The following is a 15,398-nucleotide window of genomic DNA, read 5'->3' as shown; positions in this document are numbered from 1 at the left end:
CGCGATGACGCGCTATCTCGTGGGCCGCATTGGCCAGCTTGTGCTCGTGCTCTTCGGCGTCAGCGTCATCGTATTCTTCACGATGCACGTGCTGCCTGGCGATGTGGCGACGCTCCTTCTGGGTGAGCGGGCGACGCTCGCCCAGCTTGCGAGCCTTCGTCACCAACTCGGCCTCGACCAGCCCATCTTCATCCAGTATTTCTACTTCCTGCTCCAGGTTCTCCAGGGCGACTTCGGCATGTCGCTGCGCAGCAACCACGCGGCTCTGGCGGATGTCTTGGTTGCCTTCCCGGTGACGCTTCAACTTGCTCTGGCGGCCCTAGCCCTGGCTGTTGTCATAGGTGTTCCAGTTGGAATCATCGCGGGAACCCGCCCCAGCGGCCTCTTGGACAATCTGTTGATGACCGCGACGTTATTCGGCGTTTCCATGCCCATATTCTGGCTTGGCTTGATGCTGCTACTACTGTTCGGCGGTTTGCTCGGCTGGCTGCCCATTGGCGGATTGATGCCCACCGGGCTCGACGCGCCGCGCGTCACCGGCATGACCGTGATCGACAGCCTGATCAGCGGCAGGCCTCACCTCATCTGGGAGAGCCTGCGCTATCTCACGCTTCCTGCGGTCACCCTCGCAACCATCCCGCTTGCCATGATCGCGCGCATTACCCGCTCCGAGATGCTGGCGATGGGGAGCCTCGACCATGTCCGGACCGCGCGCGCGAAGGGAATGCCGGAACGGCGCGTCATCCTGCGGCATATACTCCGTAATGCCTTGATCCCGGTTGTGACCGTCATTGGCCTGCAGCTGGGCCTTCTGCTCTCGGGTGCTGTGCTCACGGAAACCATCTTCTCGCTGCCGGGGCTTGGCAGGCTGATGGTCGATAGCATCCTGTCGCGCGACTATCCGGTGGTTCAGGCAGGCGCGCTCTTCATCGCCTTCGTGTTCGTCCTCGTCAATCTGGTCGTCGATCTGACCTATGGATTGCTCGATCCGAGGATCCGCCGCTCGTGACGACCGAAACCGTCCAGGTTCTCTCCCCGACCCGCAAGCCCCTGGGTGTGCGGCGGGTGTTGCGGCGGATTTCGGCCCGGGTCGGTCTGCTGATTACCGTGGTCTTTCTGCTGCTGACCGTCTTGGCGCCCCTCGTCGCGCCCTACGACCCCTATGACCAGGACCTGTCCAGCGCGCTCTCTCCGCCCTCCTGGATTCATTGGCTTGGCGCGGATCAATATGGCCGGGACATGCTGAGCCGGGTGCTCTACGGCACGCGGACGGCGCTTCTGGCCGTCGTCGTCGCGGATGGACTGGCCCTGGTCGCGGGCTGCACCCTGGGGCTTCTGGCGGGTTTTTTCGGCGGGTGGGTCGAAGCCGTCATCATGCGTATTGTCGATATGGTGCTGGCCTTTCCCTATCTGCTGCTCGCCTTGATTATCGTGGCCGCGCTCGGGCCGGGGCTGACCAACTCGATGATCGCCATCGGTATCGTCTATACCCCCCAATATGCGAGACTTCTCCGCGGCCAGGTTCTGGCGGTCCGTCAGGCCGATTATGTGCGGGCGTCGCGTGCCCTTGGCGCCTCCCGGCTGCGATTAATGCTGCGCCACGTTCTGCCCAACAGCGTGACGCCGATCCTGGTCATGGCGACGCTGCAAGCGGGGTCGGTGGTCGTGGAAACGGCGGGGCTGTCGTTTCTCGGGCTGGGCGCCCAGCCGCCATCGCCTGACTGGGGAGCACTGCTGGCGGATGGTCAGAGCTATTTCCTCACGGCGTGGTGGATCGCGACCTTTCCGGGGCTTGCGATTTTCCTCGTGGTGCTCGGCTTCAACCTCTTGGGGGACGCTCTGCGAGACCATTTCGATCCCCGGCGAACGGCATGACCCGGCCGCTGCTTGAGGTGCGCGACCTCTGCGTTGATTTCGCCGGTGAAACAGGGGTTGTCGCCGCGGTAGCCGGCGTCTCCTTCTCGGTCAGCAGGGGCGAGACGCTGGTGATCGTGGGCGAGTCAGGCTCGGGAAAATCGGTGACGAGCCTGGCGATCATGGGGTTGATCCCTAAACCGCCCGGCCGCATTTCCAGCGGGGAAATCCTGTTCCATGCGCGCGGCGGCGGCACGCATAACCTGACAAGGGCGGATGCGCGCACCATGCAGCAACTGCGCGGCGCCGAGATCGCGATGATCTTTCAGGAACCCATGAGCGCCCTGAACCCCGTCTATACGATCGGCGACCAGATTATCGAGACACTGCGTCTGCACGAGCCACTGAGCCGCAGGGCCGCGCGTGTGCGCGCCATCGAGATGCTCGCGCTCCTCGGCGTGCCGGACCCGGCGCGCCGAGTCGATGCCTATCCCCATGAGTTGTCGGGCGGCCTGCGCCAGCGCGCCATGATCGCCATGGCGCTGTCGTGCAACCCCTCTCTCCTGATCGCCGACGAGCCGACCACGGCGCTGGACGTTACCGTGCAGGCGCAGATTTTGGAGCTCATAAGCAAGCTTCAGAGGCAGCTTTCCATGGGCGTCATCTTCATCACCCATAACCTCGGGGTCGCGGCCGAGATCGCCGACAGAATTTTGGTCATGTACGCCGGTCAGACCGTGGAAGCAGCACCGGCGCGCGCGATCTTCGAGGACACGCGCATGCCCTATACGCGCGGGCTGCTGAACTCCATTCCGCGCCTCGGCATGGATCGCGACGCGGGGCCCTTGCCGACGATCCCCGGCATTGTTCCAAATCTCAGCGAGATGCCGGCCGGCTGTGCCTTCCATCCGCGTTGCGCCCATGCCCGGCCGGAGCCATGCACTGTCCGGCGCCCGGATTTGGAGCAGGTGGGGGACCAGCATGTCGTCCGCTGCGCCCGTTGGCGAGAGATCGCGCGGGAGATGTCATGACGGCCCTGCTCGAGGTCGCGGAGCTCGTGAAGCATTTTCCGACCAAGGGAAGTCTGTTTCGCGCGGGACCGCCGTTGCAGGCGGTTGCCGGCGTGTCCTTCACGGTCAAGCGGGGTGAGGTCCTGGGACTGGTCGGCGAATCTGGTTCAGGCAAGAGCACCCTCGGCAACATGGTCCTGCGGCTCGATCAACCGACGGCGGGCCGGATCGTTTTCGACGGGCAGGACATAACGCATGTGCCGGATTCCGCTCTCGGCGCTTTCCGCCGCCGCGCCCAGCCGATCTTTCAGGATCCCTACGGCTCGCTCGACCCGCGCATGACGGTGGAACAGATCGTCGCCGAAGCGCTGGTGATCCATAGGCTGGCCCAGGGCCGGAAGGCGATACGCGATCAGGCGGCAGGCTTGCTTGAGCTCGTCGGCCTGAATGCCAGCCAGCTCTCTCGCTACCCGCATCAGTTCTCCGGCGGGCAGCGGCAGCGCATCGGTATCGCCAGGGCGATGGCGGTCAAGCCCGAGCTCATCGTCGCCGACGAAGCGGTCTCAGCGCTGGATGTCTCGATTCAGGCGCAGATCGTCAATCTGCTCCGCGACCTCCAGCGCCGTCTTGGACTGGCCATGATCTTCATCTCGCATGACCTCGCCGTCGTCGAATACATCGCCGATCGCGTAGCCGTCCTCTACCTCGGTCGCATCATGGAAATCGCGCCGGCGCGCGCCATCGTCAGAACACCTAAGCACCCCTATACCGAGGCGCTACTGTCTGCTGTGCCGGAGCCCGATCCTGGCCGGGGCCGGAAGCGAATTGTCTTGCAGGGCGAGTTGCCCAGCCCGACCGCTCCGCCATCCGGCTGCGTCTTCCGGACCCGCTGCGCTTACGCCATCAGCGACTGCGCGAAGGTGGTTCCCGAGCTTCTCGAAGTCGCGCCCGGTCATCGGGCGGCCTGCATTCGAACCGGGATCCTGTAGGCGACAAAATCCCGTCGGACTAGCCCATCGTCATGGCATGCGAAGGTGGGGCCGCCCGCGGCATGCCATCCAGGCCCTCTTCGTCCCGCAAAGAAAGGCGTGGATGCTCCGCCTTCACCGAGCATAACGAATCAGCTGGTTCAGTTGAGCGAAACATTCTCCATGCCGAAGAACATCTGCGTCGGATTAAGCTGGTAGCCTTTGACGTTCTTTTGGATCGCACGAATCTGCAATGTGGAGTTCACGAAAATCCAGGGCGCGTCATCCAGGACCAGCTTCTGTGCCTGATCGTAAAGCGGCGTCCGCTTGGCTGGATCGGATACAACCAGCGCCTGCGCGAGCAGGCTCTCAAAAGCCGGGTTCTTGTACCGCGACCAGTTCACGACCGGGAAGTTCGCTTCTCCCCATAGCTCGCCGAGGAAATTGTCCGGATCGCCGTTATCACCGGTCCAACCCTCCATCATCAGGCCCTTGTAGGTACCAGATCGAACGACGGTGAAGAAAGCGCCGATCTCAAGCTGGCGAACGCTGGCGATGATTCCAACCTTCTTGAGGAACCCCTGGATCGCGATAGCAAGATTCGGCCCGGCGGGGTTATAGCCACGTGGCGAGTTATAGGTCAGCAACTCGACATGCGTGCCCGGCTTTACTCCAGCGTCCTTTAGCAGCTCCTTGGCTTTGGCCACGTCATAGGGATAGCCAGGTAGCGATTTATCGAAACCCCATTGTGCCTGCGGCAGAGGTGACGTCATCGGCACGGCCAAGCCCGCATAGAGAGCCTTGTTGATGACGTTCTTATCCACGGCGTAGTTGAGTGCCTGGCGCACACGCTTATCGGTGAACGGCGGCACGTCCACGGGAATGGCCACGCCGGAGACAGCGAGTCCGGGCTGCGTCAGCAGCGTGATATTCGGGTCGTTCCTGATGACGGGGACAGCCTGAGTGCTCAGATCCCCGAGAATTTGAATCTCGCCCCTCTTCAGCGCCAGGACCGCGGCCTGAGGATCGGGCAGCTCCTTGAATATCAGGTGATCTACCTTTGGCTTGCCGCCCCAGTAACTTGGGTTCGCGTCTAGTATGATCTCGTCGCGCTGGCGCCATTCGCGCAAGATGAATGGTCCGCTTCCAACAGGATTGTTGCGATAGTTTTTGCCCCACTTGGCGGCGGCGGCTGGACTGACCAGGCCGTTCCAGACCATCGCCAGGCTATTGAGAAAAGGCGCCGAAGGCCGTTTGAACTTGAACTCAACCGTATCACCATCAATCGCTTTGTAGCTGGCGACGGCACCATAGGTGAAGTCGATGTAGCCTTCGACCGGTCCGGTATTATAAATATACTGGGGATTGGCTTTATTCAGAAGACGATCCACGTTCCAAATGACGGCTTTGGCATCGAGCGGCGTACCGTCACTGAACTTAACGCCTTTGCGCAGATGGAAAGTATACGTCAGGCCATCGGCCGAAGTCTCCCAACTCTGCGCAATTCCCGGCGCCACTTCCGTCGTGCCTGGTTTGTAGCGCAGCAGGCTGTCATACAGGGTCGACATGACGAAGCCGGAAGTATTGTTTTCCACCGCTTCAGCGTCGAAACCCGTTGGATCCGAGGCAATGCCGATGATAAGCGTCGTATCGGCCCGAGCCGCGACAGGCCCCGCTCCAATCGCCAAAACGGCCGCCCAGGTGAGTAGCTTTAATTTCATATTAGCCCCTCCTCGTGCTTCAAAGCGGTTTTCTCGTCGGACCTACGCCACGGTGAGCCAGCGCATCGCTCGGCAAGTAACAAGGTCGGCGATCCGGCAATAACAGGCCGGATAATGGGCTGCCACCACATGACCCTACGAGCCCTTCACAGTGGCGCCACGATAGTGCCGGGCGTCCAAGTGTCAACGAGACCATCTCCTTGAAAGGGATGGCGCTGTTTCCTCCGGAGCAGAGGCCGGCTCGCCCTGTCTACAGTGCCTGGGCGGCCTGATCACGGCACCATTCCGCGACCTGCGCATGGGTCGCGAACCAGCAGCCACCCTTCTGCTTCATGTGATCGACCAGACGGCTGAGCAGGGGCATACGGCTGCGATGCCCTATGACATGCGGGTGCATCGTCAGTAGAAACAGGCCGCGTTCTTCCCAGGCTCCATCGAACTCGGCACGGAAAATCTCCTCGACCGCAGAGGGCGGCGTATAAGGCCGCAGGCTCGAGAAGCGGATCATATTGAAATACACGGCATCATCGCGAATCCACTCCGGAGGAAGCTCGACAATGCCGGTCGGCTCGCCGTCCGCGACGATCTCGTAGGGCTCGTCATCCGCCATCAGGCTGCTGTCATAAAGCAAACCCATCTCGCGGATGATGCGTAGGGTGTTGACCGAAAAATCCCAGCTCGCGGTCCGCATCCCTACGGGGCGCACGCCTGTCAACCCTTCAAGCACATCCGCTGCTCTGAGCGAAAGGTCGCGCTCGTTCTCATAGGGCAAATCCGTGTTCTTCTCATGGATCCAGGAATGTATGCCAATCTCGTGGCTTTCCTGCGCAATGCCGCGCACCTCATCGGGGTGAAGAAGAGCCGAGACGGCAGGATAGAAAAAGGTTGCCGGAATAGAATGTTTTGCGAGAAGCTGCCGGATACGCGGTATGCCTTGCCGGCTGCCGTATTGCCCTTGGCTGATTCGCATTGGACTCTCGTCATTGTCTCGCAGCGGTATCGTCTCGTGATCCGCGTCGAAAGACAGCGCTACAGCGCAACGGGCGCCCCCCGGCCATTGGCTTGGCTTCAGGCTGCGACCCGCCCGTGCCCGGCCGACAATCTCGCGCCAGGTCGGCTCCTCCCATCGCCACGGCTCACCCGCACCGCTGACCGAACTACCCATAGCTGAAGCTCCTCGTACTGCGTCGGCTGTCGTGGACGCGGATTGCGCTGCGGCTCATCCTAGCACTCATGCCCCGATTCTGGCGGATGATGCATGTCATAGCCAGGCGTGACCAACCTCAGCGGCGCGTCGTAGTCTGGCGTTTCCGTTGGCCAGATCAATCTGGCCGAGTAGCTTGTTGTTGGAATGCCCGGGAGATCGCGAATTGTCTGACTGGAAATTCGACCTCGTGCCAGCCCCGGCGCCCGGCACCAAGGCACAGGGAAATGTGGTTTGGGGAGACCCCCTTCTGACGGGCTGGGACTGGCCCTATGTTGCCATTCGCGGAGCGGAACCGGGTCCCGCGGTACTCGTGACCGCGGGCATCCATGGGTCCGAGTATCCGGCAATAGATGGGGCGGTGCGGCTCGGAGCGGCGCTCGATCCAATGTCGATCCGAGGCCAGGTGCTATGCCTGCCGCTGATGAACCCTGAAGCCTTCTGGCGCCGAGCGGCTTATGTTGTGCCGACGGACGGCTTGAATTTAAACAGGGCATTTCCTGGGAAAGCCGACGGCAGCTTTTCAGAACGTCTGGCTTGGCAGCTCGTGCAGAAAGCCATTCGTCACGCCGACGCCTATATCGACATGCACGGCGGTGATCTACCCGAGGCTCTCGTCCCCTTCGCCATCTATCAAGAGACCGGGATAACGGCGGTGGATGCCAAAAGCGACATGATGGCACGTGCATTTGGCCTGCCATCCCTGCTCATTCAACAGAGCACCGGAGGACCGGCATCGGGCATGACCTTGGCCGCCGCGGCCAATTTGGGCGTCCCGGCCGTAATCGTGGAGGATGGTGGCGCTGGGCAATACGACCCTCGCATAGCTGCGGCGATGTCAACAGGTGCGCAGAATGTGCTTCGCGGCCTCGGTGTCCTGGATGGTGGGCCGCCTGACCTCGCCTCGCCGAACCGGTATACGCGGTTCTTGTGGCAGAGATCGAGGAACGCGGGCTTCTTCAGGCAATCCGTCTCGGTTGGTCAATTTGTTTCTGTTGGCGAAAAGATTGGCGGGTTGAACGACTTCTTCAACTGCGAAATTGAGGAGATCGTAGCGGTGGCGCCTGGCCAAATACTATTTCTTATTACCAGTCCTGCAATCCCAGAGAACGGACTCATTTGTGGTATTGGTCTATCGTCTTAACGAAAATGCGACTGAAGATCGTCGAAGTCAGCCAGGGATCCTTGATCGCATCCAAGGGTGTCGACGAATTGATTGTTGCAAGCACCCCGTTGCTGCCGACGTTGGACAACGGCGCGCGGCTGCGCTGGCTATCAGGCGTCAACGTCAGAGGGGTGTTCTGCCGCGGCGTTTGAAGCGTCGCCAAGTTCTGCACGCCAATGATCGAACTGTCGCGCACTGTCATGGGCTGTAGCCCGAACACCTGCTCCACCGTTGCGGGGATGGCGGAACGTTCAAGCTTCCGATGCTCGATGATGCCTTGCGGGCACAGGGGAGAAATTACAACGGCTGGAACCCGTGGCCCATATTGGTCGAACATGAAACCGTGCGCTTGCCCCCGCGAACCTGTCGGGGCGGCGCGCGGCGGGCGCACATGGTCGTAGAAGCCACCGTGCTCATCCCACGCGAGGATAAGCATGCTCTCATTCCAATGGGGAGAACCGCGAATGCTTTCATAGACTTTCTTGACGAGAGACTCTCCTTCAAAGACACTGTTTCCGGGATGCTGCGAGTTTATGGGCTGTGGCGCCGCCAACAAGCCAGCTTCCTGCAACAGTGCCTTCAGCTCCTCAATGGCGACTCTCTCTAAGTCATCCTTCCAGCCGGACCCTAGACCTTTCAGGTACTGATCCAAGGTCCCATAGTAAGGTTCGATGAACGTGAACGCCGCGTCGTAGCCGGGATCCCTGACATCCTTTTCGAAATCCTCGAAAAGATCGACATCAGACAGCCCTATACCCTCGAGCAGGGCCACGTTAGGAACGCCGTCTCCTGAGTAAATCCGGAATGGTATTTTTTTGTCGCGCAAACGATCGTAGAGGGTGCCAGTGTCGAAATGGATGCCTTTGGAGTCGAAAACCTCGTCCTTAAGTTGGTCGCCAGGGCCAGGGGAATCGTCCCAGAGACCCGACGTAGCGGCATGGGCAAACATTCGATTCGGCTCCGTGGGGCCCGCCATAGAACTGTACCAGTGATCGCACAGCACAAACTCCTTGGCCAACTGATTTAGAATGGGGACATACTTCTGAGCAAAGCAACGCATGGGTTCGCCCGGGTTGGACTTATCTGAAAACGCGGCGTAGTCGGTGACGAAGCCTGAGTTGTCGACGGTAGGGTATGGAGCGCCATCGAGCTGGAGGTGCTCGGTCCCGCATAGTTGGACCGTGACATCCGAAAATTGATGCAACACGTCGTGCTGGCCGACCGTCGTATCCCCTGCGGATTGATCAACCTTGAAGGTCGGGTGAGACGCATCGTCAGTGTTGCTATTGGTTTCGTTTCCGGTCAGAACCTCAGCCGCGCTGGGTTGGCCCGTCTGCGAGTCGGTGCCCGTGATCCCGGAGTATCCGAGAAAGTGGTCGAAAGACCGATTTTCCATCATCATCAGCACGAAGATGTGCTTGATGCCGGTCTGGCCCGAGCGGCATCCAAAATCGTTGAGAACGAACTGGGCATCAGCGAAGGCGCCATCGCCCTTGTTCTGGGCGACCCACACGCCCGCGTCTCCGAAGCCCACGATGTCGGGCAGGCCATTACCCGTGGTGTCGGCCAGGAAGCGAGGGTGGTTGGAGACGCTCCAGCCTTGGTTGACCCCAAAGTTCTGCAATACGAACTTGGGCGCCGCGAACGTTCCGTCACCGTTGCTCAAAGCAGTCCAAACGCCGTTGTTGCCGAAGCCTACGAGGTCGGCATGCTTGTTGCCGGTCAGGTCGACGACGAAACGCGGGTGTAGGATAGTCTGCCAAGCTTTTCCTGGCACAGAAGTCTCCAACGACCATCTTGGCCGGGGTGAAACTTCCGTCGCCTTGGCTGAGAGCAGTCCAGACGCCGTCATTGCCGAAGCCAATGAAGTCAGCCTTGCCATCACCGGTCAAGTCGGCCAGGACTCGCTCGTGCACGTCGGTGCGCCAGCCTTGATTGTAGCCAAAGTCGGCAATCACGAAATTGGCCGCTTGAAAGCCGCCATCACCGTTACCGAGCGCAGTCCACATGCCATCATTGCCAAAACCGACGATGTCGGTGCGCTTGTCGCCCGTGAGATCGGCCAGTATGCGAGAATGGTTGGCGACGGTCCATCCCTGGTTAATTCCAAAGTTCGACAATACGAATTTGGGGGCTTCGGCTGTGAGACCGCTACTGAGTGAGGTCCACACACCGTCGTTGCTGAAGCCTACGATGTCCGAGAAGCCATCACCGTTGACATCCGCGAGCAACCGCAGATGCTGACCGACCTGCCAGCCCTGATTGACCCCGAAATCCTGAAAAGCCAGTGTGGCTGTGGTGAAGCTTTCGTCTCCCTGGCTGAGCGCTACCCAGACGCCACATCGCCGAATCCGACTATGTCCGCGCCATGAATGCGCGCGAACGAGGATGGTGCCGCAACGGATGTGGCCGTAGTACTCTTGGCGACCGCCGCCTAGGTGGCCGTGAACGCCGCCTCGGGCCTTGGTGCTTCCGCGGTCTTGAAGTTCAAGGGATTGACAGCATTGCCTAGCTTCGTGCGCACCGGATCGGTCTTCAAGTTTAAGGTGCTGACCGCATCGCCAAGCTTTGCGCGCAACGAGTCGGCGATTTCACCCAAGGTCCGAACATGTTTCTCGATCCGCCATTCCCCGCGCGTAACCGAACTGGCCCTGCCCCGAGCTGTCGTTAGGAACAAAACTGGGAGTCGAGAAACGTCCCCCGCCGTCGTCGAGCGACACCCATACTCCGTCGGTTCCGAAGCCAAGGATATCCGCCTTGCCGTCGCCGGTGAGGTCGATGGTGAATCGAGGAAACTCAGCGCCCCAATTGGTACCAGATCAACCCACGATTTCCCCCTGCGCCCAAGATGCACCGCGCATGAAGCCGCGCCGCCATGGCAGGTCCAATGTCTGGCGTTGCAGCCGCAGCCGCATGGCCGCAACTTAACATCGTCGGTGCCTTCCGCCAAGGTGCGTAGGGGATCTCGCGAGACTGAATGACGCGCTGCGACAGGCGATGATGAGAACTACGGCTCAGGACTCATTGATGGCAAACACAACATTGGCTGCGCCCGCGGCGCAGGTTGCGGCGAAAGAGATCCGGGCTCATCATTCGTAGGGATGTGGATGCGGCGCCAACTCTTGAGGCGACCGAACATAATTTTCATTGTGGCGCGCGGAATGGACGCGGCCAAGTTGGTAGGGCAGCGCCCCCACTGTAGCCGAGATCTTGTCTCGCTTCCAGTCGGGCACGTGAGAAACGGGCCATTTCCCAAGCGTCAGATTTTGCCACTTGCGTTTGGCGACAACTCTCGTTTTCCTAATTGGGCTCTCGCCATTACTGTCGAGCGCGAAAACGATTACTAACGCTAGAAGCGTCATCACCAACTTACGTTGATATTTGCGGAACCCCCGAAGCTTTCCCCCGACTCCGAATCTAAATGCTTTGCATACTGGAAAGCCCCAGCAAGGCTGACGTTCTGTGCAAGCTGCGCCGTTATTCCGATCCCGGATTCTGCCGATGGCCCTCCGGAGCCGCTCGAGAACGAGGCAGGGTCCGAGCCCTGTAGATCAGAAAACGTCGCGCGATTTTGATCCCCCACAGCCTGCCACAGATTGGTTTCTATCCATGCCGAGAGCGGATGGCCGTTTGCTAGTTGCCATGCGCGGCTGAGACGCACACCTGCTCGCCCGTAACCAGTATCCGTCGCACCAAATGTAACTTGCCCAAAGCTATCGGCGCTCCCCCCAAAGGCCAAATGTTGATAGATCGCCTGCGCCTGTGGTTCAATATTCCACTTCGAGCCCAGAGCTATCGGATAGCCAACTTCGAGCGAAGAGATGAGGCCCCAACCGGTGGTCATCAGGCTCTGATTCGCGGTCGATGCAGTATTCGCCTGACCGTAAAAGGTGCCTTGGACTACAGTATCAATATACCACCCCGTCGGAGCCAGCCGCGTCCAATAGGCGCCGAGCGAATATGCGTTCAGCGTGGCATTACCGGCATCCCCCCCATAAACACCGTTCACCGACGCATTGGCCGATCCACCTCCGACGAAGACTCCACCGACATCGCGAGCGCCTCGATCCGTTTCGCTCTTGACAAGGTCAACCCCAACCTCGACGCCCGCCAGCCCGAAATCGTAGCTCGGCCCATACTTGTCGAACCTCTGGAGTTGAGCGGATGCAGTGCCGCCAGACGATCCCCATGATCCCGTCTCACCGAAAGCGCGTGTCCAATAAGCATTTTTGCCGCTGCCGTTGAGGTCACCAGCAGTGCGGGCATCTGCGCGCTCACTGTAGGACCCCAGGAGAGCCAGGCCATAGCGGCCTGCAATTGCCGACATGGCAAGGTCGAGAGGAACCTCGGGACGCAGGTTCGGCAAGACACTATTTTCCGGCAGGGTCGAGCGTAGGAACCAGTCTCCGGCTCCGCCCGTGCCACCTTGATACAAGCTATAGTCGTAGGCACCGCTCGCGACCCGGCTACTCAGGGTGAAGGCTCCCGGATCAGTCTGGCCTCCATTCTCGGTTTCGACCAAATTGATTCCATCGCCGGTTGTCAGCGCCGCGCCGCCCATAGGATGGACGGTGATGGCCGTTCTGCCCGTCGCCGTGCCGCCGTCTATGACGAGTTGGTCAGCACCGCCAATGCCCGCTCCGAGTGAAGCGTTCATCGCAATCGCCGCACCGGCGCCAGCGTAGTTGCGCGTCACCACTTGCTGATAAGGACCCACAGAGGAAGGCGGCGGCGTAAAGAATATGCTGCTATTCTGGCTAGAGAGATTGGTGAGTGACGATGATGCTGCGATCGCTCCGGAAGGCAATAGCCACACGCTTCCATTTTTCAGCGCCAGGTTCAGCGTCGAGTCATTCGCTTCATAGAAAGCACCCGCTATCTGGGAAGCCGATGCCGAAACCGACAGGTTGCTCGCGGCATAGACAGCGATATTGCTCGCATCAGACAGGGTGCTGTCCAACAGAATGAGGTTGGAGACTGAGGTTCCTGCTCCGGCTGTTGCCGATGCCGAGTCCGGCCCCCCGGGTACGGCTGCAACGGCAGCCGCGTTATTGCCCGCGACTTGTACGGAACTGTCCGTCAAAAAGGCTGTTGCCCCATCGTTCAGAACGACGCCATGCGCGTCGGCACCCAAGGTGACGATTCCGGAATTGGCCAAAGATACTAGCGCCCCGTTTCCTTGCGCGACGAGGCCAAAACTGGAAGGAGCATGAGTCTCGACTGCCAAGCCGCTGCCATCGATGACCGCAGGTCCGTCCGCGCCACTCGCGATAATCCCGTAGCCTGCACCTTGTAGAGTTATGTTGCTATTGGACAAGCCGATGATGCCACTATTGGTGGCGACGACACCGTGGCCGCTGCTGAGCGCGATATCGATGCCAGTTCCGACAATTCTGGCCTCCGCATCGCCCCCTGCATGGAGACCCGCCAATGCCGAGCCGGTAATTTGCATGTTGTTGAGAACCGCCGTTCCATTATCGGAGGCATCGACTCCCGTGCCTGTCACCGCGTCCCCGTTCAAGCGCACCGTCACCCCGGAAAGTGAGAGAGACGCCCCTCCCCGACCACCGACGACATCCGCGCCGTCTCCACCAATTGAGGCGGTGATAGTCCCGCCGCTATTGATCGCGACGCGCCCGTTCGGCGCGACATATATTGCGGGAACATAAAGCCCGATTGGCGTAATCTGAACTGGGCCATTGGCGATGGCGGTGCCGCCGTCTCCGGCATAAATCGCGGCGCGGGCATTGAAGGGACCGCTGACGAGACCCGTCCAGACCGTGTTAGAGCCAATGGTTGTGCTTTCGTTTTCAGCCACGACCTGGGTCTGATTGGGTTCGTTCCACCCAAGCACTTTGAGCAATTCATGAAACAAATCTGCAGGCGCCTCCGGATTGGCGTTGCTTGCGTTGAATAGCACGGCGATTGTACGATCAGTTAACGGATCGTACATCACGAGCGCTTCATACCCGAGACCGTTCCCTGTATGACCGACCCATCCAGAAAGTTCGCCAATACCAAAGCCGTAGCTGTCATACTCGGGACTTTCCGGATCAGCTGTCGTCGAACCGAATGACTTCATACGTTCAACATATTCCGCTTCGGTCAACGTCGCGCCGGTGCCGAGAGCTATTCCCCACCGCGCCAGATCGCCGATGTTACCCGCGAGGCCACCCGAGGCCCCAAGACCGGTCGAATTAAAGGCCGACAGCGATTCCGGCCCCTCCCCGACATTTTGATATCCGACCGCGGCTGGCGCCGGCAGCGGAGCAGCTCCCGGATAGGTCACGGCGGTCAGACCAAGCGGTCCAGTCACATTTCGCGAAACTGCCTGATCCCACGTTTTGCCGTCGACAGCCGCGATGACCTGGCCAAGCAAGAGAGTGTTGGTGTTGGAATATTGATAGGAAGTGCCTGGCGCGAACTGCGTCTGCCCGGCTAAACCAAAGCCGATGAGTTCCTCGGGCGTCCAATCCCGACCGGGATTCGTGGTGAATCCTTCTCGAAAGCCGTTTGAAGACGAGTAGTTGAAAAGCCCGGAACGCATTTCTGCAAGCTCGCGAATGGTAATTTGATTGCCCCCTGGGACGCCGCCGACATATTTGCTGATCGGATCGTCCAAATTCAAACGACCTTGGCCGGCGAGCTGCAGAATAACGGTCGACACGAAGGACTTCGTAATGCTGCGATACGAAAAATTGGTGTTCGCAGTCGCGGCGGTTTCGCTTTGGATATCGGCGAGCCCCGCCGTCGTGGTCCATTGTGCCGAGCCCTCGCTGATTGAAACAGCGGCGCCTGGAATCTGCTCTACCTTTAATATTTGATCGATTGCGGCTTGAACCTGCGACGCGCTACCCGGGCTGTTCCATGGCCCTGACGCGATCGCGCTTTGCGCTCGTGCAAAAGAGCTTTCCAGCACCGATACAAATATGAGGGTGGTAAACAACAATCGCCGTCGAAATCGTGACCTAGCCAGCCGGCAAGCCGTTCGTCGCACTTCCATGGGATTTTCTATCCAAACCGATGGCAACCAAAACCTAAGGTGACATGCCAAAGGGTTCGTTGCATAGTCTTGCTGAGACAGAATTAGCAGTTATCAACTTAGCGACGCGATAATCTTCGCCTTCTGGTGCCCTAAATTTTTCCAGGAATTCCTGGAATTCCGAATGTTCACGTGCCGGATTCTGGAAATTTAACAATTGCCATTGAAACTGTAGATGTCTTGCTGGTCTCGAGTATGGCCACGGGTCATTGATGAGAGACTTTAGCACGCGTTGACGCGCATATTTCTTCCTCTATCTTTAGAGAGTCATTGCATGGCTGCTCCAGAGGCGACATCTGCTTCCAAGGTATTCTGATCGGAACCGTGTCATCGACTTGCTAAGAGACCGTTTGAAAATGCTTGTGGCGGCTCGGGGAGGGATGATTCAAGCTCGGGATGTGGACCCGAGAGAACCGAGGCCGGATGGCCGAAAT

11 protein-coding genes are annotated in these 15,398 nt (G+C 59.7%); 6 read left to right on the top strand and 5 right to left on the bottom strand.

Annotated features, from left to right (window positions below; all coding sequences use genetic code 11):
- The first annotated feature begins 4 nt into the window (after positions 1 to 4).
- Genes GSQ83_RS03955 through GSQ83_RS03940 form a run of 4 tightly spaced genes read left to right on the top strand, consistent with a single transcriptional unit; the run spans position 5 to position 3,853 of the window.
- Positions 5 to 1,009 carry an ABC transporter permease gene (locus GSQ83_RS03955; RefSeq protein ID WP_158801591.1) on the top strand — a complete coding sequence of 335 codons (1,005 nt, stop codon included), beginning with the start codon at positions 5 to 7 and terminating at the stop codon, positions 1,007 to 1,009.
- Positions 1,006 to 1,875 carry a nickel transporter permease gene (gene nikC, locus GSQ83_RS03950; protein WP_158801590.1) on the top strand — a complete coding sequence of 290 codons (870 nt, stop codon included), beginning with the start codon at positions 1,006 to 1,008 and terminating at the stop codon, positions 1,873 to 1,875. The genes GSQ83_RS03955 and nikC overlap by 4 nt, the downstream gene beginning before the upstream one ends.
- Positions 1,872 to 2,885 carry an ABC transporter ATP-binding protein gene (locus tag GSQ83_RS03945; RefSeq protein WP_158801589.1) on the top strand — a complete coding sequence of 338 codons (1,014 nt, stop codon included), beginning with the start codon at positions 1,872 to 1,874 and terminating at the stop codon, positions 2,883 to 2,885. The genes nikC and GSQ83_RS03945 overlap by 4 nt, the downstream gene beginning before the upstream one ends.
- Positions 2,882 to 3,853, top strand: a complete 972-nt coding sequence (locus GSQ83_RS03940; protein ID WP_158801588.1) for an ABC transporter ATP-binding protein — start codon at positions 2,882 to 2,884, stop codon at positions 3,851 to 3,853. Before GSQ83_RS03945 ends, GSQ83_RS03940 begins: the two co-directional genes overlap by 4 nt.
- Before the next feature lie 140 nt (positions 3,854 to 3,993).
- On the opposite strand, the gene GSQ83_RS03935 is transcribed toward GSQ83_RS03940, so the two are convergent.
- Together GSQ83_RS03935 and GSQ83_RS03930 are read right to left on the bottom strand one after the other, a co-directional pair.
- The gene (locus GSQ83_RS03935) at positions 3,994 to 5,553 is read right to left on the bottom strand and encodes an ABC transporter substrate-binding protein (RefSeq protein WP_158801587.1); all 1,560 of its coding nucleotides are present in this window, start codon (positions 5,551 to 5,553) and stop codon (positions 3,994 to 3,996) included.
- A 250-nt stretch (positions 5,554 to 5,803) separates the two neighbouring features.
- Positions 5,804 to 6,718 (bottom strand): polysaccharide deacetylase, encoded by a 915-nt coding sequence (locus GSQ83_RS03930; RefSeq protein WP_158801586.1) that lies wholly within the window; start codon positions 6,716 to 6,718, stop codon positions 5,804 to 5,806.
- 205 nt (positions 6,719 to 6,923) lie between these two features.
- Between GSQ83_RS03930 and GSQ83_RS03925 the strand changes: the two genes are divergently transcribed.
- Positions 6,924 to 7,901 carry a succinylglutamate desuccinylase/aspartoacylase family protein gene (locus tag GSQ83_RS03925; RefSeq protein ID WP_158801585.1) on the top strand — a complete coding sequence of 326 codons (978 nt, stop codon included), beginning with the start codon at positions 6,924 to 6,926 and terminating at the stop codon, positions 7,899 to 7,901.
- Here the strand turns inward: GSQ83_RS03925 and GSQ83_RS03920 are convergent.
- Complete coding sequence (locus tag GSQ83_RS03920) at positions 7,873 to 9,699, bottom strand: alkaline phosphatase family protein (protein ID WP_158801584.1); 1,827 nt, start codon at positions 9,697 to 9,699, stop codon at positions 7,873 to 7,875. The genes GSQ83_RS03925 and GSQ83_RS03920 overlap by 29 nt on opposite strands.
- Before the next feature lie 46 nt (positions 9,700 to 9,745).
- On the opposite strand from GSQ83_RS03920, the gene GSQ83_RS03915 reads away from it, so the two are divergent.
- Entirely contained in the window at positions 9,746 to 10,084 is a 339-nt protein-coding gene (locus GSQ83_RS03915; protein ID WP_158801583.1) for a hypothetical protein, read from the top strand.
- Between the two features lie 272 nt (positions 10,085 to 10,356).
- Here GSQ83_RS03915 and GSQ83_RS03910 read toward each other — a convergent pair whose 3' ends face one another.
- Positions 10,357 to 10,521 carry a hypothetical protein gene (locus tag GSQ83_RS03910; protein WP_158801582.1) on the bottom strand — a complete coding sequence of 55 codons (165 nt, stop codon included), beginning with the start codon at positions 10,519 to 10,521 and terminating at the stop codon, positions 10,357 to 10,359.
- A 762-nt stretch (positions 10,522 to 11,283) separates the two neighbouring features.
- On the bottom strand, positions 11,284 to 14,868 hold the full coding sequence (locus GSQ83_RS03905; RefSeq protein ID WP_158801581.1) for a serine hydrolase: 3,585 nt from the start codon (positions 14,866 to 14,868) through the stop codon (positions 11,284 to 11,286).
- Positions 14,869 to 15,398: the final 530 nt, after the last annotated feature.

The sequence above is a fragment of the Acidisoma sp. L85 genome, from assembly GCF_009765865.1.
Classification (GTDB): domain Bacteria; phylum Pseudomonadota; class Alphaproteobacteria; order Acetobacterales; family Acetobacteraceae; genus Acidisoma.
Note: the sequence above shows the minus strand (reverse complement) of the source record. Positions and strands in the feature narration are given on the sequence as shown.

Bases quoted from the DNA above. Each gene is read 5' to 3' on its own strand.
- GSQ83_RS03930 (WP_158801586.1), bottom strand. From the start codon at position 6,718: ATGGGTAGTTCGGTCAGCGGTGCGGGTGAGCCGTGGCGATGGGAGGAG.
- GSQ83_RS03935 (WP_158801587.1), bottom strand. From the start codon at position 5,553: ATGAAATTAAAGCTACTCACCTGGGCGGCCGTTTTGGCGATTGGAGCG.
- GSQ83_RS03945 (WP_158801589.1), top strand. From the start codon at position 1,872: ATGACCCGGCCGCTGCTTGAGGTGCGCGACCTCTGCGTTGATTTCGCC.
- GSQ83_RS03955 (WP_158801591.1), top strand. From the start codon at position 5: ATGACGCGCTATCTCGTGGGCCGCATTGGCCAGCTTGTGCTCGTGCTC.
- GSQ83_RS03940 (WP_158801588.1), top strand. From the start codon at position 2,882: ATGACGGCCCTGCTCGAGGTCGCGGAGCTCGTGAAGCATTTTCCGACC.